Origin of the sequence: Pseudomonas sp. D3-27 (assembly GCF_051132165.1) — a bacterium.
Taxonomy (GTDB): domain Bacteria; phylum Pseudomonadota; class Gammaproteobacteria; order Pseudomonadales; family Pseudomonadaceae; genus Aquipseudomonas.
The window spans coordinates 187475-211169 of the sequence record NZ_CP071667.1 but is presented as its reverse complement, the minus strand read 5'-3'; the positions used below and the strand labels follow the sequence as shown (position 1 = coordinate 211169).

Sequence of the window (23695 nt, the reverse complement as noted above, 5' to 3'; positions counted from 1 at the left end):
TAAGGCGGCGCCGCTCAACGGCGTCGCTGTCGTGTGCTGTGCTCTTCGTATGCGCGGCTGAACTCACGACCGAACAGGTCCTGGAAATCCTCTTGGGCTTCCCGGGAAATGTTGCTGTAGAGCTCGGTGAATTGCTGCCAGTACTGGGCCTGTCGCGAGCCGCTGAAAATGCCTGAAAGTCCACCAGGCTTGGCCATGCGTTCTTCCAGTTGCGCCGGCTCGAAGCGCGCCAGCAAATGCTTGATCGCCGCTTCCACGCCGGCCATGACCGCCAACTGGTGGGCGCGCAGATCATCGAAACTGTCACGCACCGCCTCGTCCGGGGCCATGAATGCCTGGTTGCCATGGCGCAACAGCAACAGCAGGGCCTCATCGACATTGGGGGCGAACTTCAGCGGGTTGTTTTCCACCGGCTGGATCATCGTCTGCTGGATGCGGAATTCACCCTTGAGGCTGCTGCGGGCGCGCAGTACATCGATCAGCCCTTCGACCATCAAGCGATAACTGCGCCCGATGCTCTCGATCTGCGCCTCGGCGTTGGCCTTGTCCAGGCGCAACTGATCCAGCCCGGCGCCGCGCAGGAAAGCCTGGAGCAGGTCGGGTTGAGAGGTTTGCACCGGGGAGGTCGTCGGTTCGACGCGGCTGACGGGCGCTTCTGGTCGCGGCGCGGATTCAATCGGCGCAACGACCTCAACCACAGGGATTGCCGGTACGGGTACCGGCTCGGGCAGCGGCGCGACGGGAATCGGTGCCACGGGCGCTGGCTTGTCGCTGAACAGATCCCAGTCTGCCGGAATGACCGGTGCCGGCGTTCCCGCCACTGGCTCGAACACCGGCTCAGCCACAGGCGGGGGGGTCGGGCGGGGGATCGGCGTAGGCGCACGGAAATCGTGCTGCTCGGCAGGCACATGATCCGACTGGGTGGCCGGCGGGACGCTGGGCGGGGTGAGGAAGTCGAACAGGTCGGGCAGCGTGTCCATGGACGATACGCCCTGGAAGTGGGCCGGCATGGCGACGGGCATCGACGAAGGCGTTTTCACGGATGCGTTCTGACGGCCCATCAAGGCTTCGAAACTGCTGGGGGCTTCGGCGAACGGATTGCTATCGGTCATCGGCAGGTCGAAGTCGACCCGCGCCTGGATCTCATAATCGCCAATGCGGATGATCTCGCCGTCCTGCAACGGCTCGCTATTGCCTTTGCGCAGGCGAATACCGGCCTTGACCAACTCCACACCGTTAGTGCTGTTATCGGTCAAGTAATAACGCCCGTCCTTGTATTGGATAACGCAATGCTTGCCCGAGACCAGGCGTTCCGGATCTGGCAGAACCCAATCATTATCGGAACTACGGCCAATTGCCATCACGCCCTGACCCAAAGTCTTTTCAGAACATTGTCCGGGGGTAATCTTGTGATAACTAGTGATAGTCAAACACAGCGGCATCTCGCCTCCTTGCTGAATACTTCTTGTCGCTGGCGATACATAAGAACGGGGCCCCGTCGATGCGACATAGGATCCTTGCCTGCGACCGGAACGGCTTTTTGCCAGCATGATCGCTGATCTTAACCGGCCTGCGTGACAAAAAAACCTGTTCCAGTGCCTGCTTCGACCTACGAGTCGCGCGGGTTGTTAAGCGCCTCACAACTGTCACATCGGCGAAATAGCTTACCTTGACAACGGATAAGTACTACACCAAAAATGCACAACTTGTTGAATATACATGATGGCACTTTAAGATCATCTCGCTCTTATAGCGCCATTATCCTCAAGGAACATGTGAAGTTTCATCCGAAACTTGCGTGTGCACTGCCCGACTTCTTCAGCGGGTGATAGGGAGATCGATCCAAGTGGATGTGCCTTTGTTGCTCGCCGCCGTTTCCGCGAATTCGCCTTGCGGTGAAGACCTGGAATATGACGCGGATTTCTTGCGCCTGGAACGTGATTCCCGAGGCCAGCCCGAACGCAGCATGGGCGATTCGATCCTGCCCGCCGAACCCCCTGAATGGCGCAGCATCCAGCAGCAGAGCCTGGACCTGTTGCAGCGCAGCAAAGACCTGCGCATCACTCATTTCCTGTTGCAGAGCTCCCTGGCCCTGGAAGGCATTCCCGGCCTCGCCCGCGCATTGACGCTGATCAGCGAGTTGCTCAAGCAATACTGGGCGGACCTGCACCCGCGCCTGGACGCCGATGACGACAACGACCCCACCGTGCGCATCAATGCCCTCGCCGGCCTGACGTCGGACGTCACCATTCGCCTGTTGCGCGAGAGCATCCTGGCCCGCTCGCGAACGTTCGGCGCCGTCAGCCTGCGCGCCGCCGCCAATGCCAGCGGCTTGCAAAGTTTCCCCGATGAAAGTCTCGGCGCCGAACAGCTCGCCGGCGCCCTGCTCGACAGCGACCCCGAGCAGCTGGAAGTCATCCGTGCCGCCCTGCTGGAAGCCCGCAGCGCCGCCGAAGCCATCGAACAGCAGGTCAGCGACCAGGTCGGTTCCGCCCAAGGCGTGGACCTCGGCCCTTTGAAGCAGCCGTTGAAAATGGCGTTGCAGATTCTCGGTCAGTTCGCCCCGCAGAGCGGCGACAGCGACCTTGCCGATCCTGTCGAAACCGACGACACCGCACCCGTCGAATACACCAGCTCACCAGGCGCGCCCCGCAGTACCGTCCCGGGGGAAATCAACAACCGTGACGACGTGCTGCGCAGCCTGGACCGGATCCTGGCGTACTACACCCGCCATGAGCCCTCCAGCCCGCTGCCGGTGCTGTTGAATCGGGCGAAGAATCTGGTGCACGCCGACTTCGCGGCGATCGTGCGCAATCTGATTCCCGACGGCATGAGTCAATTTGAAAACCTGCGCGGCCCGGAAAGCGAATAAAAAGCGAGCGGATCACGCAGTCACGTCATAGGTACCTCCCGATGACGCCAACACCGTCGCTCAAGCGACCAGGAGCAGCAACGTGGCGAAGCAAAGTTCTCAGAAATTCATCGCGCGCAACCGCGCGCCTCGAGTGCAGATCGAGTACGACGTCGAGCTCTACGGCGCCGAGAAAAAGGTCCAGTTGCCCTTCGTCATGGGGGTAATGGCCGACCTCGCCGGCAAGCCCGCCGAGCCTCTGGCACCGGTGGCCGATCGCAAGTTCCTCGAGATCGACGTCGACAATTTCGACTCGCGCCTCAAGGCCATGCAGCCGCGCGTGGCGTTCCATGTGCCTAACGAATTGACCGGCGAAGGCAACCTGAGCCTGGACCTGACCTTCGAAAGCATGGACGACTTCAGCCCGGCAGCCGTGGCGCGCAAGATCGACTCGCTGAACAAGCTGCTCGAAGCGCGTACCCAATTGGCCAACCTGCTGACCTACATGGACGGCAAGACCGGCGCCGAGGAAATCATCATGAAGGCGATCAAGGACCCAGCGCTGTTGCAGGCCCTGGCGAGCGCGCCGAAGCCCGCCGACGCAGAGCCCAAGGCTTAAGGACTAACGATCATGAACGATTTGGTACGCGACAATCAGCCCCAGAACCTGGGCGCCACCGAAGAAACCAGCGAGTTCGCCTCGCTGCTGCTGCAAGAATTCAAACCCAAGACCGAACGTGCCCGCGAAGCCGTCGAGACCGCCGTGCGCACCCTGGCCGAACAGGCCCTGGCGCAGACCGACCTGGTGTCCAACGACGCCATCAAGTCGATCGAGTCGATCATCGCCGCCATCGACGCCAAGCTCACCGCCCAGGTCAACCAGGTCATCCACCACCCGGATTTCCAGCAATTGGAAAGCGCCTGGCGTGGCCTGCACTACCTGGTCAACAACACCGAGACCGATGAGCAGCTCAAGATCCGCGTACTCAACATCTCCAAGCCTGACCTGCACAAGACCCTGAAGAAATTCAAGGGCACCGCGTGGGACCAGAGCCCGATCTTCAAGAAGATGTACGAAGAAGAATACGGCCAGTTCGGCGGCGAGCCTTACGGCTGCCTGGTGGGCGACTACTACTTCGACCAGTCGCCACCGGACGTGGAACTGCTGGGCGAACTGTCGAAAGTCTGCGCCGCGATGCACGCGCCGTTCATTGCCGCTGCCTCGCCAACCGTGATGGGCATGGGCTCCTGGCAGGAACTGTCGAACCCGCGCGACCTGACCAAGATCTTTACCACGCCGGAATACGCCGGCTGGCGTTCGCTGCGTGAGTCGGAAGACTCGCGCTACATCGGCCTGACCATGCCGCGCTTCCTGGCGCGCTTGCCGTACGGCGCCAAGACCGACCCGGTGGAAGCCTTCGCCTTCGAAGAAAACACCGACGGCGCCGACAGCTCCAAGTACACCTGGGCCAACGCTGCCTACGCGATGGCGGTGAACATCAACCGTTCCTTCAAACACTTCGGCTGGTGCTCGCGCATCCGTGGCGTGGAGTCGGGCGGTGAAGTGGAAAACCTGCCGGCCCACACGTTCCCGACCGACGACGGTGGCGTGGACATGAAGTGCCCGACTGAAATCGCTATCTCGGACCGCCGTGAAGCGGAACTGGCGAAGAACGGTTTCATGCCGCTGCTGCACAAGAAAAACACCGACTTCGCCGCGTTCATCGGCGCCCAGTCCCTGCAGAAACCGGCCGAATACGACGACCCGGACGCCACCGCCAACGCCAACCTGGCCGCGCGCCTGCCGTACCTGTTCGCCACCTGCCGTTTCGCCCACTACCTCAAGTGCATCGTGCGCGACAAGATCGGCTCCTTCAAAGAGAAGGACGAAATGCAGCGCTGGTTGCAGGACTGGATCCTGAACTACGTCGACGGTGATCCGGCGCACTCCACCGAGACCACCAAGGCCCAGCACCCGCTTGCTGCCGCCGAAGTGATCGTCGAAGAAGTCGAAGGCAACCCGGGGTACTACAACTCCAAGTTCTACCTGCGTCCGCACTACCAGCTCGAAGGGCTGACCGTGTCGCTGCGCCTGGTATCGAAACTGCCTTCGGCCAAGGGCGCGTAAAGATTTACTGAACGGTGCAAGGCCAATGTGGGAGCGAGCTTGCTCGCGATTGCGGTGGATCAGTTGTCATGGCTGTATTTGACACTCCGCTATCGCGAGCAACCTCGCTCCCACAGGAGATCACCGTGGCTGTTCCGAACACAGATTTCGCAAGGTCAGCGTCAACCAAACAACGTGGTAGAGACCACACAGGGAGAAAACATGGCTGTTGATATTTTCATCAAGATCGGCGACATCAAGGGCGAGTCCATGGACAAGGTCCACAAGGACGAGATCGACGTCCTGAACTGGAGCTGGGGCATGTCCCAGACCGGCAACATGCACGTGGGCAGTGGCGGTGGCGCGGGCAAGGTGAGCATCCAGGACCTGTCTCTGACCAAGTACGTCGACAAGGCTTCACCGAACCTGATGATGCACTGCGCCAGCGGCAAGCACGTCGACAAGGTCAAGCTGACCGTGCGCAAGGCCGGCGGCGAAAACCAGGTCGAGTACATGATCATCAACCTGGAAGAAGTGCTGATCACTTCCCTGAGCACCGGCGGCTCGGGTGGCGATGATCGCCTGACCGAAAACGTCACCCTGAACTTCGCCAAGGTGCTGGTGGACTACCAGCCGCAGAAAGCCGACGGCACCAAGGAAGGCGGCCCGGTCAAGTTCGGCTGGAACATCCGTCAGAACGTCAAGGTGTAATCGAACACGCCCCTGGCGCCACGCGCCGGGGGTGTTTGGTGCTTGCTCGCATCCCATCCTTTCCTGCCCGGTGTCTGAGTCATGGCCAAGCCTGCGTTTATCAATTTGTGGAAAGCGTATTCCGATTTGCGGATAACCCATCCCGATGCAAAGCCTTGCGACGGTCCGTGGGCCAACCAGTGCGCCATACGCATGAGCGTGACGCTCAATGCCGAGAAGACTATCAAAGTCAATAAATTCACCTACACCGAACCCAAGTGTGCCCATGAACACGCCAGGGGCGCCGAATCGTTGGCGAACTGGTTGTGGAAGCACCATCTGGGGCGTCCTACCATCCTCAGCAATAGCGCCGCCGACCGGCAGAAGTTGATGAGCAAGACCGGGTTGATATTCTTCAAAGACTGTTATCGGCAACAGGGCCAGACCGAGGAAAACCGCACCGGCGATCACATCGATCTATGGAACCGGGGCGTGACTCAAACCGGTGATCTTTTCTACAGGTCCAAGGCTGTCTGGTTCTGGGAGCTGACATGATGAAAAAGCACCTGCTCGCTGCTTGCCTGGCGATGAATCTGGTTTGCCTGAGCGCATGTGCCGAACATACCGAGACGACGGCAACCCGAGCTGTTTTCGCTGGGCAAGCACTTAGCCTGATTGACGATCAAGGCCAGTGCGCACTGCTCAAACCCGACCAGAGCCGCATGCAATTGGATATGGAATGGCCCTGCAGCTTTATGTTGGACAAGCAGCAGCTGCGCGTGGAGAAGTTCAACGAAGTACCGATATTTGCGGTTTGGCGTAGCGAGCAAATGCCCGCGCCCAGTCGCGATTGCATCACCAAGATGCAGGCTATCCGTCAGATGCCGCAGGGCTTTGAAGCAGCTCCGGTAAGCATCTATGCATTCTGCGGCCCGGGAGCGGACCAGAAAATGTACGTAGCGCCATTCACGTGGTAACCGAAATCGCCACCCGCGATCGCTTGCAACCGTCCCTGCTGGACCGGCTGACCGACGACGATCCGACCAACCCCAAGGAAAGCGCCGACAAGCGCGTGCTTTCTCTGACGCAATTGAAAGCCTCGGTGCTGCGTGACCTGGCGTGGCTGCTCAACACCACCTCGCTGCTCGACGGCGATGCCACGCTGCACACGCCGGCGGGCACGTCGGTGGTGAATTTCGGCCTGCCGGCGCTGGCGGGCAACAGCGCGTCGAACGTCGACGTCGCCGCCCTGGAAACCTTGATCCATCAGGCCATCGCCACGTTCGAACCGCGCATCCTGCGTCACACGTTGCGCGTGCGAGCCCGGGCGACGGCCGAGATGAACCACAACGCCCTGAGCTTCGAGATCGAAGGCGACCTCTGGGCGCAGCCGGTGCCGCTGCGCCTGATGCTGCAAACCGACCTGGACCTGGAAACCGGCCACGTGCGCGTCGTCAACGCCGACCAGCGGAGACGCCCATGAACCCGCGCCTGCTGGAGCTGTACAACCAGGAACTGCACCACGTGCGCGAAAGCGCCGCGGAGTTCGCCAAGGAATACCCCAAGATCGCCAGCCGGCTGACCTTGGCCGGGATGGACTGCGCCGACCCGTATGTCGAGCGCCTGCTGGAAGGCTTCGCCTATCTGACGGCGCGGGTACAACTCAAGCTCGACGCCGAGTACCCGACCTTCACCCACAACCTGCTGGAAATCGCCTACCCGCACTACCTGGCGCCGACGCCGTCGATGACCGTGGTGCAGATGCAGGCCGACCCGGACGAAGGCTCGCTGAGCAGCGGTTTCCCGCTGCCCCGCGATACCGTACTGCGCGCCGCCCTAGGTCGCGAATCCCAGACTTGCTGCGAGTACCGCACCGCTCACCCGGTGACGTTGTGGCCGTTGCAGGTCAGCCAGGCCGAATATTTCGGCAACCCGTCCGCCGTGCTCGGGCGCCTGGCCGCCAGCGAACCGAAAGCCAAGGCCGGCCTGCGCCTGACCCTGCGCACCGGCGCCGAGCTGCCGTTCAACAGCCTGGCCCTGGACAACCTGCCGCTGTACCTCAGCGGCGCCGACGAACAGCCCTTCCGCCTTTACGAACAACTGCTGGGCAACGCCTGCGCGGTGTTCGCGCGCCAGCCCGGCGGCAATTGGGTCGAGCGGTTGCCCCAGGATGCATTGCGTTCCCAAGGCTTCGATGACGCCGAGGCCGCATTGCCGGTGGTGTCGCGGGCGTTCCAGGGCTATCGCCTGTTGCAGGAATACTTCGCCCTGCCCCATCGTTTCCTGTTCGTCGACTTCACCCAGCTCAGCCGTGCGGTCAAGCGTTGCGAAGGCCAGGAGCTGGAATTGATCGTGCTGTTCGACCGTCACGATCCGAGCCTGGAAGGCAGCGTTGGCGCTTCGCAGTTCCTGCCGTTCTGCACCCCGGCGATCAACCTGTTTCCCAAGCGCCTGGACCGCATTCACTTGTCGGACCGCGTCAACGAACATCACGTGATCGCCGACCGCACCCGGCCGATGGATTTCGAAGTGCATTCGCTGACGGGGCTGACCGGCCACGGCACCGGGCCGGAGCAACCGTTCCTGCCGTTCTACGCCGTGCGCGATCCGTCCCGCTATGGCCGCGACAAAGCCTATTACACGGTACGCCGTGAGCCGCGCGTGCTGTCCAGCGACCAGCGCCGCAACGGCCCGCGCTCGACCTACGTCGGCAGCGAGACCTTTGTCAGCCTGGTGGACAGCCAGCAAGCGCCCTATCGCCACGACTTGCGCCAGCTGGGGGTGACCGCGCTGTGCACCAACCGCGATCTTCCGCTGTTCATGAGCGTGGGCAACGGCAAGACCGATTTCACCCTGGCCGACAGTGCGCCGGTGGGCGCGGTGCGTTGCGTGGCAGGTCCCAGTCGTCCACGGGCCAGCCATGCCCATGACGCCAAGGCCTGGCGATTGATCAGCCAGTTGTCCCTGAACTACCTGTCGTTGAGCGAACAGGGCCAAGGCGCCGCCGCCCTGCGTGAGCTGCTGCGACTGTACGGCGACAGCAACGACGCCGCGCTGCAATTGCAGATCGAAGGCTTACGGGAGGTCAGCAGCAAGGCCTGCACCCGACGCCTGCCGATGCCCGGCCCGATCGTCTTTGGGCGTGGCCTGGAGATCATCCTGGAATTCGATGAAAACGCGTTTCGCGGCACCGGGGTGTTCCTGCTCGGCGCGGTACTGGAGCGCTTCCTGGCACGCTACGTGTCGATCAACAGTTTTACCGAGACGGTGATCCGTACCACCGAACGCGGCGAGATCATGCGATGGAAAGCCAAGCCCGGACGTCGTCCGACCCTTTGAGTACCCTGGAGGCGATGCACCAGGAACCCTGGGAATACGACTTTTTCCAGGCGTTGCGGCGCATCGAATGTGAAACCCCCGAACTGCCGCGCCTGGGCCATTCCCTGCGCCTGGCCGATGACCCGTTGCGCCTCGGGCAACAGGCCGACTGTACCTTCGCCCCGGCGACCCTGGCCTCGGTGCAACCGGGCGTGGACGGCGCGCCGGCGCGCCTGGAACAGTTCTTCTTCGGCCTCGGCGGCCCCAACGGCCCGATGCCGCTGCACATCACCGAATACGTGCGCGAACGCCAGCGCAACAATGGCGACAGCACCAGCAAGCGCTTCCTCGACGTGTTTCACCATCGCCTGCTCAGCCTGTTCTACCGGGCCTGGGCCGAAGCGCGGCCGACCGTCAGCCACGATCGCCCGGACGATGACTATTGGTCGGCGCGCCTGGCGGCACTCAGCGGCCGGGGCATGCCGAGCCTGCTCAACCAAGGGTTGATCCCCGACACGGCGAAGCTGCACTACAGTGGCCACCTCTCGGCGCAAACCCGTTATCCGGACGGCCTGAAGGCGATCCTCAGCGAGTATTTCGGCCTGCCGGTGGAAATCGAAGAATACGTCGGCCAGTGGCTGGAACTGCCGGAGCGCAGCCGCGTCGGTGTCAGCGCCCATCAGTTGGGCGTGGACTTCTGCCTGGGCCGTTTCGTGTGGGACCGCCAGCACAAATTCCGCATTCGCCTGGGCCCGCTCAAGCTCGATGACTACATGGGCATGCTGCCCGGCAGCCAACCGTTCAACGAGCTGGTGGCCTGGGTCGCCGAATACCTGGGACACGAGCTGGACTGGGACCTGAACCTGGTGCTGGAACAGCCCGAAGTGCCCCCACTACAACTCAATGGCCGTTTCCGCCTGGGCTTCAACACCTGGCTGGGACGACCTGAAAAAGATGCCAACGATCTAATACTGGCCCGGCACTACGCCGAACAGGCCAACACCTCACAGACCTCAAGGAGCCATGAGCATGGGTGAAATCAGTCGCGCCGCGTTGTTCGGCAAACTCAACAGCGTGGCCTACAAAGCCATCGAAGCCGCCACCGTGTTCTGCAAATTGCGCGGTAACCCTTATGTGGAGCTGGCCCACTGGTTTCATCAATTGCTGCAACTGCAGGACTCGGACCTGCACCGCATCATCCGCCAGTTCAACATCGAGCCGGCGCGCCTGGCCCGTGACCTGACCGAGGCACTGGATCGTTTGCCACGCGGTTCGACATCGATCACCGACCTGTCCTCCCACGTTGAAGAAGCCGTGGAACGTGGCTGGGTCTACGGCAGCCTGATGTTCGGCGAAAGCCAGGTGCGCACCGGTTATTTGGTGCTGGGCATCCTCAAGACGCCGAGCCTGCGCCACGCGCTGCTGGGCCTGTCGTCGGAGTTCGACAAAGTCAAGGTTGAAGCCTTGAGCGAACGCTTCGATGAATACGTTGGCGACTCGCCGGAAAACGCCCTGGCCGCCAGCGACGGTTTCAACGCCGGCGCGGTGCCGGGCGAGGCCAGCGGCGCGATGGCCCCTAGCGCCATGGGCAAGCAGGAAGCGCTCAAGCGCTTTACCGTCGACCTCACCGAGCAGGCCCGCAGCGGCAAGCTCGACCCCATCGTCGGCCGTGACGAAGAGATCCGCCAACTGGTGGACATCCTCATGCGCCGTCGGCAGAACAACCCGATCCTCACCGGTGAAGCCGGCGTGGGCAAGACCGCCGTGGTCGAAGGCTTTGCCTTGCGCATCGTCGCCGGCGACGTGCCGCCGTCCCTCAAGGACGTGGAGCTGCGCAGCCTCGACGTGGGCCTGTTGCAGGCCGGCGCGAGCATGAAAGGCGAATTCGAACAACGCTTGCGCCAGGTCATCGAAGACGTCCAGGCCTCGCCCAAGCCGATCATCCTGTTCATCGACGAAGCCCACACCCTGGTGGGTGCCGGTGGCGCCGCCGGCACGGGCGACGCGGCCAACCTGCTCAAGCCGGCCCTGGCCCGCGGCACCTTGCGCACCGTGGCCGCCACGACCTGGGCCGAGTACAAGAAGCACATCGAAAAAGACCCCGCCCTGACCCGCCGCTTCCAAGTGGTGCAAGTCGCCGAACCGTCTGAAGACAAAGCCCTGCTGATGATGCGGGGCGTGGCCTCGACCATGGAAAAACACCACCAGGTGCAGATCCTCGACGAAGCCCTGGAAGCCTCGGTCAAGTTGTCCCACCGCTACATTCCCGCGCGCCAGTTGCCGGATAAATCCGTGAGCCTGCTGGACACCGCCTGCGCCCGCGTCGCCATCAGCCTGCACGCCGTGCCCGCCGAAGTGGACGACAGCCGCCGCCGTATCGAAGCGCTGGAAACCGAGCTGCAAATCATTGCCCGCGAGCACGCCATCGGCGTGGCCATCGGCAGCCGCCAGACCCAGAGCGAAAGCCTGCTGGGCGCCGAACGTGAGCGTCTGGCGGAGCTGGAAAGCCGCTGGGCCGGAGAGAAAACCCTGGTGGACCAATTGCTGGAAACCCGCGCCACCCTGCGCGAGCGCGTCGGCGCGGTGGACAGCGAAGACCGCAGCGAAGCTTCTGACAACGAAAGCCACGCCCTGCGCGAGAAACTGGTGGACCTGCAACAGCGCCTGACCGCCCTGCAAGGTGAAAACCCACTGATCCTGCCGACCGTGGATTACCAGGCCGTGGCCTCGGTGGTTGCCGATTGGACCGGTATCCCGGTGGGCCGCATGGCCCGCAACGAACTGGAAACCGTGCTCAACCTCGACCAGCACCTGAAAAAACGCATCATCGGCCAGGACCATGCCTTGCAGATGATCGCCAAGCGCATCCAGACCTCCCGCGCCGGCCTCGACAACCCGAGCAAGCCGATTGGCGTGTTCATGCTCGCCGGCACCTCCGGCGTGGGCAAGACCGAAACCGCCCTGGCCCTGGCCGAAGCCATGTACGGCGGCGAGCAGAACGTCATCACCATCAACATGAGCGAGTTCCAGGAAGCCCACACCGTGTCCACCCTCAAGGGCGCGCCACCGGGCTACATCGGCTACGGCGAAGGCGGCGTGCTGACCGAAGCCGTGCGGCGCAAACCGTACAGCGTGGTGCTGCTGGACGAGGTTGAAAAAGCCCACCCGGACGTACATGAGATCTTTTTCCAGGTATTCGACAAGGGCGTGATGGAAGACGGCGAAGGCCGGGTGATCGACTTCAAGAACACCCTGATCCTGCTGACCACCAACGCCGGCACCGAGCTGATCGCCCAGGTCTGCAAGGACCCGCAGAACGTGCCCGAGCCGGAAGAGATCGCCAAAGCCCTGCGCCAACCGCTGCTGGAAATTTTCCCGCCGGCGCTGCTGGGTCGCCTGGTGACGATCCCGTATTACCCGCTCAGCGATGAGATGCTCAAGGCCATTACCCGCCTGCAACTCAACCGCATCAAGAAGCGCGTGGAGAGCACCCATAAAGTGGCCTTCGACTACGACGACGCGGTGATCGACCTGATCGTCTCGCGTTGCACCGAAACCGAAAGCGGCGGGCGCATGATCGACACCATCCTGACCAACAGCCTGCTGCCGGACATGAGCCGCGAGTTTCTCACCCGCATGCTCGAAGGCAAGGCCATGGCCGGCGTGCGGATCAGCGCGGTGGACAATGAACTGAAGTACGATTTCAGCGATGCGGCCTGACTTCAGGTAACACCGCACGACCCTGTGGGAGCGAGCCTGCTCGCGAATGCAATCTTTCAGTGACATCCTTGTTGACTGACACACCGCTTTCGCGAGCAGGCTCGCTCCCACAAGGGCTATTCGGTTCCGTCAGTTATTACCCTTTACATGAGATCACCGATGCTATTCAACCAAGCCTCACGCCTGGCCAAGATCACCAGCCCGCTGGGGCCCGAGGTGTTGTTGCTCAAGGACATGGGCGGCGGCGAAGAGCTGGGGCGGCTGTTCAACTATGAGTTGCAGCTGCACTCGCTGGACAACGCCATCGACCTCAATCAGGTGCTCGGCAAACCGATGTGCGTGAGCGTTCAGCTGGACGGTGGCGGCGAACGGCATTTCCACGGCATCGTTGCGCGCTTCAGCCAGAACGTCGACCAGGGCCAGTTCGCCAGTTACCAGGCCACGCTGCGCCCTTGGTTGTGGCTGCTGACACGCACTTCCGACTGCCGGATTTTCCAGAACCTGACCATCCCGCAGATCATCAAGCAGGTGTTTCGCGACCTGGGTTTTTCCGACTTCGAAGACACCCTCAGCCGCCCGTATCGCGAGTGGGAATACTGCGTCCAGTACCGCGAGACCAGCTTCGATTTCGTCAGTCGGTTGATGGAACAGGAAGGCATCTACTACTTTTTCCGCCATGAACAGGGCCGTCATGTGCTGGTGCTGGCCGACGCCTACGGCGCCCACACCACGGCGCCCGGCTATGGATCGGTGCCTTACTACCCGAAGAACGAGCAGCAGCGCGAGCGCGACCATATCCACGACTGGCACCTGGCTCAGGAAGTCCAGCCGGGTTCGCTGGAGCTTAACGACTATGATTTCCAGCGCCCCAGCGCGCGCATCGACGTGCGCTCGGCCATGCCCCGCCCGCACGCTGCCGGCGACTATCCGCTGTTCGATTACCCGGGCACCTACGTGCAAAGCGAAGACGGCGAGCACTACGCCCGCACCCGAATCGAAGCCTTGCAGACCCAGCACGAGCAGGTCGAGCTGGCGGGCAACGCCCGGGGCCTGGGGTCGGGGCATCTGTTCAGCCTCACCGGCTTCACCCGACAGGACCAGAACCGCGAATACCTGATCGTCGGCGCGCGCTATTACATCTCCCAGGAAAGCGGCGAGAGCGGCGTCGGCGCGCCTTCGGCACAGTTCGAAAGCAGCCTGACCTGTATCGACGCCCAACAGAGCTTCCGGCCGATGGCGATCACCCACCGGCCCATCGTCAAGGGACCGCAGACCGCGTTGGTGGTCGGCCCCAAGGGCGAGGAAATCTGGACCGATCAGTTCGGCCGGGTGAAAGTGCACTTCTATTGGGACCGGCACGACCAATCCAACGAAAACAGCTCGTGCTGGATTCGCGTGTCGCAGTCCTGGGCCGGCAAGAACTGGGGCTCGATGCAGATTCCGCGCATCGGCCAGGAAGTCATCGTGAGCTTCCTCGAGGGCGACCCTGACCGGCCGATCATCACCGGTCGTGTCTACAACGCCGAGCAGACCGTGCCCTACGACCTGCCTGAAAATGCCACCCAGAGCGGCATGAAGAGCCGTTCGAGCAAAGGCGGCACGCCGGCGAACTTCAACGAAATCCGCATGGAAGACAAGAAAGGCGCCGAGCAGTTGTACATCCACGCCGAGCGCAACCAGGACATCGTGGTCGAGGTGGACGAAAGCCATTCGGTGGGCCACGACCGCAACAAAAGCATTGGCCACAACGAAACCGTGACCATCGGCAACAACCGCCTGCGCATCGTCAAGCAGGAGGACATTTTGTCGGTGGGCCAGCGCAAGACCGACAGCATCAGCCAGAGCTACGTCATCGAAGTGGGCGAGAACCTGCGCCTGGTGTGCGGTGAAAGCATCCTGGAGCTCAACGCCAGCGGCCAGATCAACCTGACCGGCGTGCAAATCAGCTTTTACGCCAGCGGCGATGCCGAATTCAACACCGGCGGCGTGCTGCACCTCAACAATGGCGGCGGCCCCGGCGCCACGCCGGACGGTCAGGGCGTCAAGGCCAGCATCGACGCGAACGTCGCCGCCGCGTTCCCGGCGCCCAAGGGCTAATTCAGAGAACCAAGCACCATGACTTACCGCCTCAACGAATTCCAGCTGCAACTGCCGCCCGCCGAGTTGCTCGACGCCTCGATCAATATCCTCAAGTTTCCTGAACTGGGCACGTCGCTGATCGTCAGCCGCAGCCTGCTGGCCGAGGGTGAAACCTTGCAAAGCAATCTCGACGAGCAGCTCAAGCGCTTGGAGAAACAAGTCCAGGACCTGCGCTGCCAGCCGGGCGCCACCCTGCGCGTGGGTGCGAACCAGGAAGTCGAAGCCATTGAATTGCGCAGCCAGTTCAACAAGGGCAACGAGAAGGTCTTCCAGTATCAACTGGCGCTGGTATTGCCGGGCACGCGCAAGATGCTTGCCTTGAGCTATGTAAAAGCCCAGAAGCTGGGCGATGCCGAGGCAGCGCACTGGGCGACGATCAAGGGCTCGTTGACGTTTTGATGCGCAGGCGTGAACCCCTCGCTACAGAGCGGCTTCGTACCTGCGATGTCGGCTTTTTGTCCTGACCAGGCAATGGCCGGCTCAGATATTGGCCGGCACGAAATCCGGCCCGCCCAACTTGTCCCGCACCATCACCGCCGAACGCATCAAGGGCGTCCACATGCCGTCCGGGCTGTTCCACGCCGCACCGGCCCACCGCGTATCGGCCACCAGTTCGGCCTTGTGGTTTTCCAACAGGCGCTTGAGGGCCAAGGCGACGCCGCCCATGTCCACGTCGAACAGATCGCCGTAGGGGCCCAGCGGCTGCTGGCGCTGCTTGTCCTGGCAGAAACGGTAATACCAGACCCAATCGGCAGCGATGTAGATCGCCCGTGTCCGGTCTGGATATGTCGCCAGCATCCGCAACAGGCCCGCCACGAATCGCGCCGGGAAACTCGGGTCATGGGTCTGGAGCCAGTAGGGCATGATCAACCGGTCGAACGCCGCGACTACGTTTTGGGGCTCGTCGTTGTCGTTCTTGGCCTCGAGAAAGTAGAACGGCTCGCCCACCAGGAATTTATCCAATTCATCATTGGCGAGGGCCAACAGCAGCACGTTGTCTTGCGGGTTGTTCATTGGATTCTCACTACGTCTCGGGTCGTCATCAGCGCATTGATGTCGTTGCCGTGGGCGATGGGCACGTTGTCCAGCACGGCTTCGCGCATGCCGCCTGGATGGGTCAGGCCGCCGGGTCGCCATAGGGAGTTCACACCGCCCTCGTTGCCGGTCGGCATCAGCACCTTGGGCTTGTCCAGGTTCATCATGTAGATGTCCTTGCCCACCAGCGACCCCGGATCGTAACCCAAGGCCGATTCCAGTACCGAAACGTCGCCGGTTTTTTTGTACTCGGCGACCACCGCGTTCAGGTCCGACTTCGCCATGACGAACTTGTTCGGGTTGAACGACCCGTATTTGGGGTTGGAAATATCGTCGGCGGTGAAGAGGAAACTGCCGCCCTCATCCTCGAAGGTCTTGAGGTGCTTGTCGATGTACGGGCCTTCGAGATAGTCGCTCGGCGGTGGCCGGCTGCCCTTGGGGATCGCCATGATATCGGCCTCGGTCGTGCCTGGCTTGTAGGCCGCGACACGCGGTTTTGGCCCCGCGCCGAGACGCGCCATTTTCGGCCCCAGCCCCAGCAGCGCCATGCCGGCGATGCCTTGGAGCAGATCGCGATAACCGGGGCCGAGGCGGTCGCCCAGGTCGCCCAGCAGCGCCATGCCGCCCATCATGGCGCCACCGATGACCACGAACCCGGCAAAAGCCGCCGCTCCGGCCATCGCCGCCAACACGGCGGCAGCGCCCATGGCCACCAACCCCAATGCTTCAAGTCCGGTGTGCAGCCAGCCTTCGATGTCGAGGACAAACGCCACCGAGACCGTCGGCCCGCCGATGAATGTATTCGCGCTGCCAGTCTTGATGTGGGCGCCGCAGACCATCTTGCTCTGCAACCGCGCCGCCGGTTTCCCATTGATGTAGACCGTGGCGCTGCCTTCGGCAATCAGCACCGGGAACGGCCAGATCGGATGGTTCATCGGCAGCCCCGTGCAACCGGCCGACATGTCGACACCAGCGCGCATGGCATTGCGTCGGTTGATGTGCACGTTGAGACTGCCCATGATCAACGCCCCTGTCGTGGGCTCGGGCAAGTTGAAAATGGTGTTCAGGCCCTTGAGGATCTGGAACATCGACAACCCGCCGGCGGCAATCGAACCGGCCATGATTGCCAGCGCCACGCCCCCGGTCGCCACGGTGGCCGCCACCACCGCCGCGCCGATCAATGCCCCGGCCACGGCACCGGCGACCATCGCGGCGACACCAAAACCGTGGGCTATTTCATCGCCAAGGCGCGCAGCAGCCAGCATGTCCATTGCGTTGTCTTCTTCCTGGAATGATCAGGCGGTCGCCGGCAAGACCTTGAAGGAATGCATGGCCGCTTTCCAGGCCGGCTCGTGAAACACGAGGTCGTTCGGCGTTGTCGTCAGCGTGGTAATCAGCCCCACGGGCTGGCGGTCGATAAACACCTGGCGCAGCATCAACTCTCGCCCTTCGCGCTGCCAGCTGTAATCAAGCAACACTGCGGCGCGCTCGTGCAGCAAGAAATCCCAACGCTTGATCAGCTTGAAACCCGGTAACTGCTGTTCGGCGCTCGCCAGTTGTTGGTCGACATAGTCGTTGAACGGCGTATCGCCCCGGCTCGGATCGCGGCTGATGACGAAACTGGCTTCCTTGGCACCGCCAACGGCAGGCAGCTTGAAGATATTGATGCTCTGGTCCTGCCAACTGTCAGGGATGTCGAGATCGGCTTCGTGGAGGCGGTAGAGCGTCATGATTCGGGTCGTTTCCAGGCAGAGGGAGGCATCAACGAGCGAGAGATCTTCAAGCAATGAATGGCAACAATCAAGGTGCCTGGAGAGAGCGTTTTCGAGGCCATGACGCCAGTCTCATTTTTAGGTAGCACCCAGAAGGACGGCCCAACGACGCCCTCGGTCCCGTGACGAGCGAGCTTGCTCCCGCTCGGTTGCGCAGCGAACGCAAGATTATTAGGGCCGCTGCGCGGCCCAGCGCAAGCAAGCTCCCTCGCCACGGGCCTTAGGCAGGCTGTCAGGCTTTGTCGATGTCTTGATCAGGTTCGCAGGAATGCCCGGTGCAGCTCATCCAACGTCTGGAAGTGGTGCACCGGGTTTTCCGCGCTCAATTCCTCGAAACTGCCAAACCCATACCCCACTGCTGCCGCGTCCAGGCCGTTGCTGCGGGCGCCGATCAGGTCGTGTTTGCGATCGCCGATCATCAGGGTGGCGGCCGGGTCCAGGCTTTCTTCGGCCATGAGATGGGCGATGAGCTCGACCTTGTCGGTGCGGGTGCCGTCCAGTTCGCTGCCGTAGATCACTTTGAAGTGCTTGGCGAAGTCGAAATGGCGGGCAATTTCCCGGGCGAAAACCCAGGGCTTGGACGTGGCGATGTACAGCTGCCGATTTTGGTCGGCGAGGGTTTCCAGCAGCGGCAGGACGCCATCGAACACGCGGTTTTCGTACAGGCCGGTGACCTTGAAGCGCTCGCGATAGAAAGACACCGCCTCCCAGGCTTTCGCTTCATCGAAGCCGTAGAACTGCATGAAAGCCTGCAACAGAGGCGGGCCGATGAAGTGTTCGAGGCGGGTCAGGTCGGGTTCGTCGATGCCCAGTTTGCTCAGGGCGAACTGGATCGAACGGGTGATGCCTTCCCTGGGGTCGGTAAGGGTGCCGTCGAGGTCGAAGAGTACAGTCTGGTAGTGCATGAAAATTCCTGGGCAGTGGCGGGACGGTTCAGGGCTGGTCGTAGCCTTCGGCCAGATGCAGGTCCTTGAGCTTTACGTAGTTCGCCGCGCTGTAGGTGAAGAATGCGCGTTCCTTGTCGGTCAGGGGGCGGACCTGTTTCACCGGGCTGCCGACGTATAGGAAGCCGCTCTCCAGGCGCTTGCCCGGCGGCACGAGGCTGCCGGCGCCGATGATGACGTCGTCCTCGACCACCGCGCCGTCCATGACGATGCTGCCCATGCCGATCAGAATTCGACTGCCGACGGCGCAACCATGGAGCATGACTTTGTGGGCGATGGTCACGTCATCGCCGATCAATAACGGAAAGCCATCGGGGTTGAACGGGCCGGCGTGGGTGATGTGCAGCACGCAGCCGTCCTGGACGCTGGTGCGCGCGCCAATACGGATGCGGTGCATGTCGCCGCGGATGACCGTCAGCGGCCAGACGGAGCTGTCTTCGCCGATTTCGACGTCGCCGATCACCACCGCGGTGCTGTCGACAAAAGCCCCACGGGCAAGCCGCGGGCTGTGATTCTGGTACGTGCGAAGGGTCACGATAGGCTCTCTCTTATCGGGTGATAGGCGCTGCTAGCTGCGGTGAAGGTCGATTGTAATTAAGATGGGCCCATGTTTCTTCCAGCGAAGGTGTCAACCGTGAGCGTGAACAACCCTCTTTTGCAGCCCTACGACCTGCCGCCATTCTCGGCGATCCGTGCCGAACACGTGCAACCGGCCATCGAGCAGATCCTGGCTGACAACCGTGCCGCCATCGCCGAAATTCTCAAGACCCAAGTCAAGCAGCCTACCTGGGCCGGCCTGGTATTGGCGATGGACGAGCTCAACGATCGCCTCGGCGCGGCCTGGAGCCCGGTGAGCCATCTGAACGCCGTGCGCAACAGCCCCGAACTGCGCGAAGCCTACGAGGCATGCCTGCCGGCGCTCAGTGCCTACTCCACCGAACTGGGCCAGAACCGCGAGCTGTTCCAGGCCTTCGAAGCCCTGGCGAACAGCCCCGAGGCGGCCGGTTTCGATGTGGCGCAAAAAACCATCCTGGAACATTCCCTGCGCGATTTCCGCCTGTCGGGCATCGACCTGCCGCCCGAGCAGCAGAAGCGCTACGCCGAAGTGCAAAGCAAATTGTCCGAGCTGGGCAGCCGCTTTTCCAACCAGTTGCTCGACGCGACCCAGGCCTGGACCAAGCACGTCACGGACGAGGCCGCCCTCGCCGGCCTGACCGACTCGGCCAAGGCGCAAATGGCTGCCGCCGCCCAGGCCAAAGGGCTGGATGGCTGGCTGATCAACCTGGAATTCCCTAGCTACTACGCCGTGATGACCTACGCCGAAGACCGCGCCCTGCGCGAAGAAGTCTACGCGGCCTACTGCACTCGCGCCTCGGACCAGGGCCCGAACGCCGGTCAGAACGACAACGGCCCGGTGATGGAACAGATCCTCGACCTGCGCCAGGAACTGGCCCACCTGCTGGGCTTCGCCAATTTCGCCGAGTTGAGCCTGGCGACCAAGATGGCCGAGTCCAGCGACCAGGTGCTCAGCTTCCTGCGTGACCTGGCCAAGCGCAGCAAACCGTTTGCCGCCCAGGACCTGGAGCAACTGAAAGCGTTCGCCGCCGAACAGGGCTGCCCCGACCTGCAAAGCTGGGACAGCGGCTTCTATGGCGAGAAACTCCGCCAGCAGCGCTACAGCGTCGCCCAGGAAGCCCTGCGCGCCTACTTCCCGATCGATAAGGTGCTGAGCGGCCTGTTCACCATTGTGCAGCGCCTCTATGGGATCGAGATCGCCGAGCTGAAGGGCTTCGACAGCTGGCACCCGGATGTGCGCCTGTTCGAGATCAAGGAAAACGGCCAGCACGTCGGCCGATTCTTCTTCGACCTCTATGCCCGCGCCAACAAGCGTGGCGGCGCCTGGATGGACGGCGCACGTGATCGCCGCCGCACCGTCGACGGCGTCTTGCAAAGCCCGGTCGCCAACCTGGTGTGCAACTTCACCCCGGCCGACAGCGGCAAGCCGGCGCTGCTGACCCACGACGAAGTCACCACGTTGTTCCACGAGTTCGGCCATGGCCTGCATCACCTGTTGACCCGCGTCGAACATGCCGGCGTGTCCGGCATCAACGGTGTGGCTTGGGACGCCGTGGAGCTGCCTAGCCAGTTCATGGAAAACTGGTGCTGGGAACCCGAAGGCCTGGCGCTGATTTCCGGCCATTATGAAACCGGCGAACCGCTACCCCAGGACCTGCTGGAGAAAATGCTCGCGGCGAAGAATTTCCAGTCCGGCCTGATGATGGTTCGCCAGTTGGAGTTCTCGCTGTTCGACTTCGAGCTGCACGCCACCCACGGCGACGGCCGTAACGTATTGGAAGTGCTCGAAGGCGTGCGCGACGAGGTGTCGGTGATGCGTCCGCCGGCCTACAACCGCTTCCCGAACAGTTTTGCGCACATCTTCGCTGGCGGCTACGCGGCGGGTTACTACAGCTACAAATGGGCGGAAGTGCTGTCGGCCGATGCGTTCTCCAAGTTCGAAGAGGACGGTGTGCTCAACGCCGACACCGGTCGCGCCTTCCGCGAAGCGATCCTGGCGCGCGGCGGCTCCCAGGAGCCAATGGTGCTGTTCGTCGACTTCCGTGGCCGCGAGCCGTCGATTGACGCACTCTTGCGTCATAGCGGCCTGAGCGAGGACGCGGCAGCATGAGCGAGGGGCCTGTGATTACCAAACGACGCTTTATTGCCGGGGCGGTCTGCCCGGCGTGCAGCGAGCCGGACAAGTTGATGATGTGGAACGAAGACGGCGTGCCCCATCGCGAATGCGTGGCCTGCGGTTATTCCGACACGCTCAACGAGCAAGGCCTGTCGGTGCCCAAGGAATTGGGCACCCGGGTCAACACATCGGCGCTCAAGACGCCCGATGCGAAAGTCCAGGCGGTGCAGTTTTTTCCCAACCCGAAATTGAAGAAAAAACCCGACTGACATCTTCGGCATCACCTTCCGGGCCGCTCGGCCCGGAAGCGATACATAGTTACCGCAAGGTTGCCCCCTTTCCTGATCAGACTGACCTGACACGTCCGACTGACAGGAAGCCCCCATGCAACACGCTGATAACCCCCTGCTGCAGCCTTACGACCTGCCGCCCTTTTCGAAGATCCAGGCCGAACACTTCTCCCCGGCCCTTGACCAGATTCTTGCCGAGAGCCGGGCCAAGGTCGCCGAGATCATCGAGACCCAGGCCCCCTTCCCGACCTGGGACGACCTGGTGCTGGCGATGGACGAAATCCACGGGCGACTGAAAGGCTTCGGCTATGTACTGGACCGCATGGCATCCACCAGAAGTGGCGAGGCCTGGGCGCGGGCTTCACTCGACTGCGAGGAGCGCCTGGATGATTTCCAGCGATCGCTGCTGCGCAATACCCAATTGTTTCAACTTTACCAGCGCCTGGCGGACAGTGAGATCGCCGTGCATTTTTCCCCGGTCAGGAAAAGAACGCTGAAAAAAATCCTGCGGCAGTGGCACCGGGACGGGATGGGCTCCGCCGCGCAGGAAACCCTGGAAGATTTGAAGGCGCGTATGGAGGGTGCGCGAAGCCTGTTCTTGGAACACTTGCATGAGGCAAACAAGGCCTGGAGCAAGTCCTTCCAGGATGAAGCAGCATTGGGCGGGCTGCCCGTTGCGTTCAAGCAGCAAATGGCCAGGCAAGCGCGCGAACAGGGCCAGTCCGGTTGGTTGCTGACACTTGACGATGAATCGTTTCGCATCGTCACCCGCTATGCCGACGACTCCAGCCTGCGCAAGCAAATGTACATCGCCTACAGCACGCGCGCTTCGGATCAAGGACCCCATGCCGGGATTTACGACAACGGCGGAGTGCTGCGCCAGTTGCTCAAGGATCGCCATGAATTCGCGACGCTGCTCGGTTATTCGAATTACGCGCAGATGGCGATCGAGCCGGAGCAAGCACATTCGCCAGAGGAGGTCCTGTCATTTCTCAACGGGCAGCTCGAACAGCACCAAGCCTCGTTCGACGAGGACAAGAAGCAGCTCGATGCATTCGCCAGGACGCAAGGCTTCAGCAAGGTGGAGCCTTGGGATTATCTCTACCTGGCCCAGCAGCTTCGTCGGCAAACGGCCGGCGTTTCGGAACAGGACGTCAGCGCCTGGTTCCCGTTGGAGCCGACGTTCGCAAGGTTGCTTTTGGTCGCCCGGGACCTGTTTGGCGTGGATATCATCGAGCGTGCGGACGTGACAACCTGGCACCCGCAGGTGCGGCTTTTCGAGGTCAGCGAGCGAGGCGAAACCGTTGGCTATTTCTATTTCGACCCTTTCGAACACGCGGACCAGAATGGCTTTCCACAAACCAGCACCCTGCGAAACCGCCGCATCACCGCCGAGGGGCGGCCTCGTTATCCTGTGGCAGTGCTGAACGGCTGGTTGCCACAAGGCTCCGCTGCGACCCCGCTGTTGCTGGACCATCGTCAGTTACGAGTGCTTTTTCACGAATTGGGACATTGCCTGCACCATGTGTTGAGCCGGGTCGAATACCGCGACGTGTCGGGCATCATCGAGCTCAGTCGGGACGCCGCCGAATTCGCTGGCGAACTGTTCGAACGATGGTGCTTCTCCAAACAATTTCTGATCCGAGTGTCGAAGCACCACCAGACCGGGGCATCGTTGCCGAACGAAGTCGCCGACCGATTGCTGACGTATCTGAAGACCCAAACCAGTTGGGTCGATGCGGGGCTTTTGCGCGCTGCGTTATTCGACATGGAGCTGCACCGCAGCCACGGCGACGGGCGGACGCCCCAGCAAGTGTTCGATCAGGTCCGCGAGCAAGTCGGCCATTTGCCGGCGTTCGAGAACGAACGCTGGCCCAATGGCCTGGATTACATGGTCACGGGCTATGACGCCGGGATTTATGCCTACGCCTGGTCCCGAACCCTGGCCAAGACCATATTCAAGCGCTTCAAGCGCAACGGGTTGTTTGACCGAAAGACCGGCAAGGCGCTACGCAAAACGATATTGGAACGCGGCGATTCACGGCCACTGTCCGAGTCCATCGCGGATTTCTTGCAGGCGACCGATCAACGGGAAGGAACAAGCGTCTGAGGGTCGAGGTGGCATGCCCTTGCTCCC

General features: G+C 62.2%; 21 protein-coding genes. 15 read left to right on the top strand and 6 right to left on the bottom strand.

Annotated features, from left to right (window positions below; translation table 11 throughout):
- Positions 1-14: 14 nt before the first annotated feature.
- Positions 15-1442, bottom strand: a complete 1428-nt coding sequence (tagH, locus tag J3P92_RS00925) for a type VI secretion system-associated FHA domain protein TagH (protein ID WP_434649642.1) — start codon at positions 1440-1442, stop codon at positions 15-17.
- A gap of 404 nt (positions 1443-1846) precedes the next feature.
- Between tagH and tssA the strand changes: the two genes are divergently transcribed.
- The 12 genes from tssA to J3P92_RS00865 all read left to right on the top strand — a co-directional run bounded on the left by tssA (position 1847) and on the right by J3P92_RS00865 (position 15224).
- Positions 1847-2872, top strand: coding sequence for a type VI secretion system protein TssA (gene tssA, locus J3P92_RS00920; RefSeq protein ID WP_420767136.1), 1026 nt, complete (start codon positions 1847-1849; stop codon positions 2870-2872).
- 82 nt (positions 2873-2954) lie between these two features.
- Positions 2955-3470, top strand: a complete 516-nt coding sequence (gene tssB / locus J3P92_RS00915; protein WP_186633609.1) for a type VI secretion system contractile sheath small subunit — start codon at positions 2955-2957, stop codon at positions 3468-3470.
- 12 nt (positions 3471-3482) lie between these two features.
- A complete protein-coding gene (gene tssC / locus J3P92_RS00910; protein ID WP_030138240.1) occupies positions 3483-4979 on the top strand; it encodes a type VI secretion system contractile sheath large subunit in 1497 nt (498 codons plus the stop codon).
- Positions 4980-5180: 201 nt separating this feature from the next.
- Complete coding sequence (locus tag J3P92_RS00905; protein ID WP_420767135.1) at positions 5181-5669, top strand: Hcp family type VI secretion system effector; 489 nt, start codon at positions 5181-5183, stop codon at positions 5667-5669.
- A gap of 81 nt (positions 5670-5750) precedes the next feature.
- Positions 5751-6203, top strand: a complete 453-nt coding sequence (locus J3P92_RS00900) for a T6SS effector amidase Tae4 family protein (RefSeq protein WP_420767134.1) — start codon at positions 5751-5753, stop codon at positions 6201-6203.
- Positions 6200-6625: a hypothetical protein gene (locus J3P92_RS00895; RefSeq protein WP_434649640.1), complete on the top strand. Its 426-nt coding sequence runs from the start codon at positions 6200-6202 to the stop codon at positions 6623-6625. Before J3P92_RS00900 ends, J3P92_RS00895 begins: the two co-directional genes overlap by 4 nt.
- Positions 6619-7131, top strand: coding sequence for a type VI secretion system baseplate subunit TssE (gene tssE / locus J3P92_RS00890; protein ID WP_420767132.1), 513 nt, complete (start codon positions 6619-6621; stop codon positions 7129-7131). Before J3P92_RS00895 ends, tssE begins: the two co-directional genes overlap by 7 nt.
- Complete coding sequence (gene tssF, locus J3P92_RS00885) at positions 7128-8987, top strand: type VI secretion system baseplate subunit TssF (RefSeq protein WP_434608822.1); 1860 nt, start codon at positions 7128-7130, stop codon at positions 8985-8987. Before tssE ends, tssF begins: the two co-directional genes overlap by 4 nt.
- Entirely contained in the window at positions 8951-10003 is a 1053-nt protein-coding gene (gene tssG, locus J3P92_RS00880) for a type VI secretion system baseplate subunit TssG (RefSeq protein ID WP_434561594.1), read from the top strand. Before tssF ends, tssG begins: the two co-directional genes overlap by 37 nt.
- Complete coding sequence (tssH, locus tag J3P92_RS00875; protein WP_434608818.1) at positions 9996-12686, top strand: type VI secretion system ATPase TssH; 2691 nt, start codon at positions 9996-9998, stop codon at positions 12684-12686. The genes tssG and tssH overlap by 8 nt, the downstream gene beginning before the upstream one ends.
- Before the next feature lie 159 nt (positions 12687-12845).
- A complete protein-coding gene (tssI, locus tag J3P92_RS00870; protein ID WP_420767128.1) occupies positions 12846-14783 on the top strand; it encodes a type VI secretion system tip protein TssI/VgrG in 1938 nt (645 codons plus the stop codon).
- Positions 14784-14801: 18 nt separating this feature from the next.
- Positions 14802-15224, top strand: coding sequence for a DcrB-related protein (locus J3P92_RS00865; RefSeq protein WP_434561590.1), 423 nt, complete (start codon positions 14802-14804; stop codon positions 15222-15224).
- Between the two features lie 81 nt (positions 15225-15305).
- Here the strand turns inward: J3P92_RS00865 and J3P92_RS00860 are convergent, their stop codons facing one another.
- From J3P92_RS00860 to J3P92_RS00840, 5 genes are all read right to left on the bottom strand, one after another.
- Positions 15306-15839, bottom strand: a complete 534-nt coding sequence (locus J3P92_RS00860; RefSeq protein ID WP_420767126.1) for a hypothetical protein — start codon at positions 15837-15839, stop codon at positions 15306-15308.
- Positions 15836-17131: a PAAR domain-containing protein gene (locus J3P92_RS00855; RefSeq protein WP_420767125.1), complete on the bottom strand. Its 1296-nt coding sequence runs from the start codon at positions 17129-17131 to the stop codon at positions 15836-15838. Before J3P92_RS00855 ends, J3P92_RS00860 begins: the two co-directional genes overlap by 4 nt.
- 24 nt (positions 17132-17155) lie before the next feature.
- Positions 17156-17590: a DcrB-related protein gene (locus tag J3P92_RS00850; protein WP_420767124.1), complete on the bottom strand. Its 435-nt coding sequence runs from the start codon at positions 17588-17590 to the stop codon at positions 17156-17158.
- A gap of 296 nt (positions 17591-17886) precedes the next feature.
- On the bottom strand, positions 17887-18537 hold the full coding sequence (locus tag J3P92_RS00845) for an HAD family hydrolase (protein WP_420767123.1): 651 nt from the start codon (positions 18535-18537) through the stop codon (positions 17887-17889).
- A gap of 28 nt (positions 18538-18565) precedes the next feature.
- Positions 18566-19111 (bottom strand): gamma carbonic anhydrase family protein, encoded by a 546-nt coding sequence (locus J3P92_RS00840; RefSeq protein ID WP_420767122.1) that lies wholly within the window; start codon positions 19109-19111, stop codon positions 18566-18568.
- Positions 19112-19210: 99 nt separating this feature from the next.
- On the opposite strand from J3P92_RS00840, the gene prlC reads away from it, so the two are divergent.
- The 3 genes from prlC (at position 19211) to J3P92_RS00825 (ending at position 23668) form a co-directional block, all read left to right on the top strand.
- The gene (gene prlC, locus J3P92_RS00835) at positions 19211-21262 is read left to right on the top strand and encodes an oligopeptidase A (protein WP_434649638.1); all 2052 of its coding nucleotides are present in this window, start codon (positions 19211-19213) and stop codon (positions 21260-21262) included.
- Positions 21259-21537, top strand: a complete 279-nt coding sequence (locus tag J3P92_RS00830) for a YheV family putative zinc ribbon protein (protein WP_420767120.1) — start codon at positions 21259-21261, stop codon at positions 21535-21537. Before prlC ends, J3P92_RS00830 begins: the two co-directional genes overlap by 4 nt.
- A gap of 115 nt (positions 21538-21652) precedes the next feature.
- The gene (locus J3P92_RS00825) at positions 21653-23668 is read left to right on the top strand and encodes a M3 family metallopeptidase (protein WP_434649636.1); all 2016 of its coding nucleotides are present in this window, start codon (positions 21653-21655) and stop codon (positions 23666-23668) included.
- The last annotated feature ends 27 nt before the right edge of the window (positions 23669-23695 follow it).

What these genes read in the sequence shown, in the direction of transcription:
- tagH (WP_434649642.1), bottom strand. Translation starts at nt 1,442, where the DNA reads ATGCCGCTGTGTTTGACTATCACTAGTTATCACAAGATTACCCCCGGA.
- tssC (WP_030138240.1), top strand. Translation starts at nt 3,483, where the DNA reads ATGAACGATTTGGTACGCGACAATCAGCCCCAGAACCTGGGCGCCACC.
- J3P92_RS00905 (WP_420767135.1), top strand. Translation starts at nt 5,181, where the DNA reads ATGGCTGTTGATATTTTCATCAAGATCGGCGACATCAAGGGCGAGTCC.
- J3P92_RS00900 (WP_420767134.1), top strand. Translation starts at nt 5,751, where the DNA reads ATGGCCAAGCCTGCGTTTATCAATTTGTGGAAAGCGTATTCCGATTTG.
- J3P92_RS00895 (WP_434649640.1), top strand. Translation starts at nt 6,200, where the DNA reads ATGATGAAAAAGCACCTGCTCGCTGCTTGCCTGGCGATGAATCTGGTT.
- tssF (WP_434608822.1), top strand. Translation starts at nt 7,128, where the DNA reads ATGAACCCGCGCCTGCTGGAGCTGTACAACCAGGAACTGCACCACGTG.
- tssG (WP_434561594.1), top strand. Translation starts at nt 8,951, where the DNA reads ATGGAAAGCCAAGCCCGGACGTCGTCCGACCCTTTGAGTACCCTGGAG.
- tssH (WP_434608818.1), top strand. Translation starts at nt 9,996, where the DNA reads ATGGGTGAAATCAGTCGCGCCGCGTTGTTCGGCAAACTCAACAGCGTG.
- tssI (WP_420767128.1), top strand. Translation starts at nt 12,846, where the DNA reads ATGCTATTCAACCAAGCCTCACGCCTGGCCAAGATCACCAGCCCGCTG.
- J3P92_RS00865 (WP_434561590.1), top strand. Translation starts at nt 14,802, where the DNA reads ATGACTTACCGCCTCAACGAATTCCAGCTGCAACTGCCGCCCGCCGAG.
- J3P92_RS00860 (WP_420767126.1), bottom strand. Translation starts at nt 15,839, where the DNA reads ATGAACAACCCGCAAGACAACGTGCTGCTGTTGGCCCTCGCCAATGAT.
- J3P92_RS00855 (WP_420767125.1), bottom strand. Translation starts at nt 17,131, where the DNA reads ATGGACATGCTGGCTGCTGCGCGCCTTGGCGATGAAATAGCCCACGGT.
- J3P92_RS00850 (WP_420767124.1), bottom strand. Translation starts at nt 17,590, where the DNA reads ATGACGCTCTACCGCCTCCACGAAGCCGATCTCGACATCCCTGACAGT.
- J3P92_RS00845 (WP_420767123.1), bottom strand. Translation starts at nt 18,537, where the DNA reads ATGCACTACCAGACTGTACTCTTCGACCTCGACGGCACCCTTACCGAC.
- J3P92_RS00830 (WP_420767120.1), top strand. Translation starts at nt 21,259, where the DNA reads ATGAGCGAGGGGCCTGTGATTACCAAACGACGCTTTATTGCCGGGGCG.
- J3P92_RS00825 (WP_434649636.1), top strand. Translation starts at nt 21,653, where the DNA reads ATGCAACACGCTGATAACCCCCTGCTGCAGCCTTACGACCTGCCGCCC.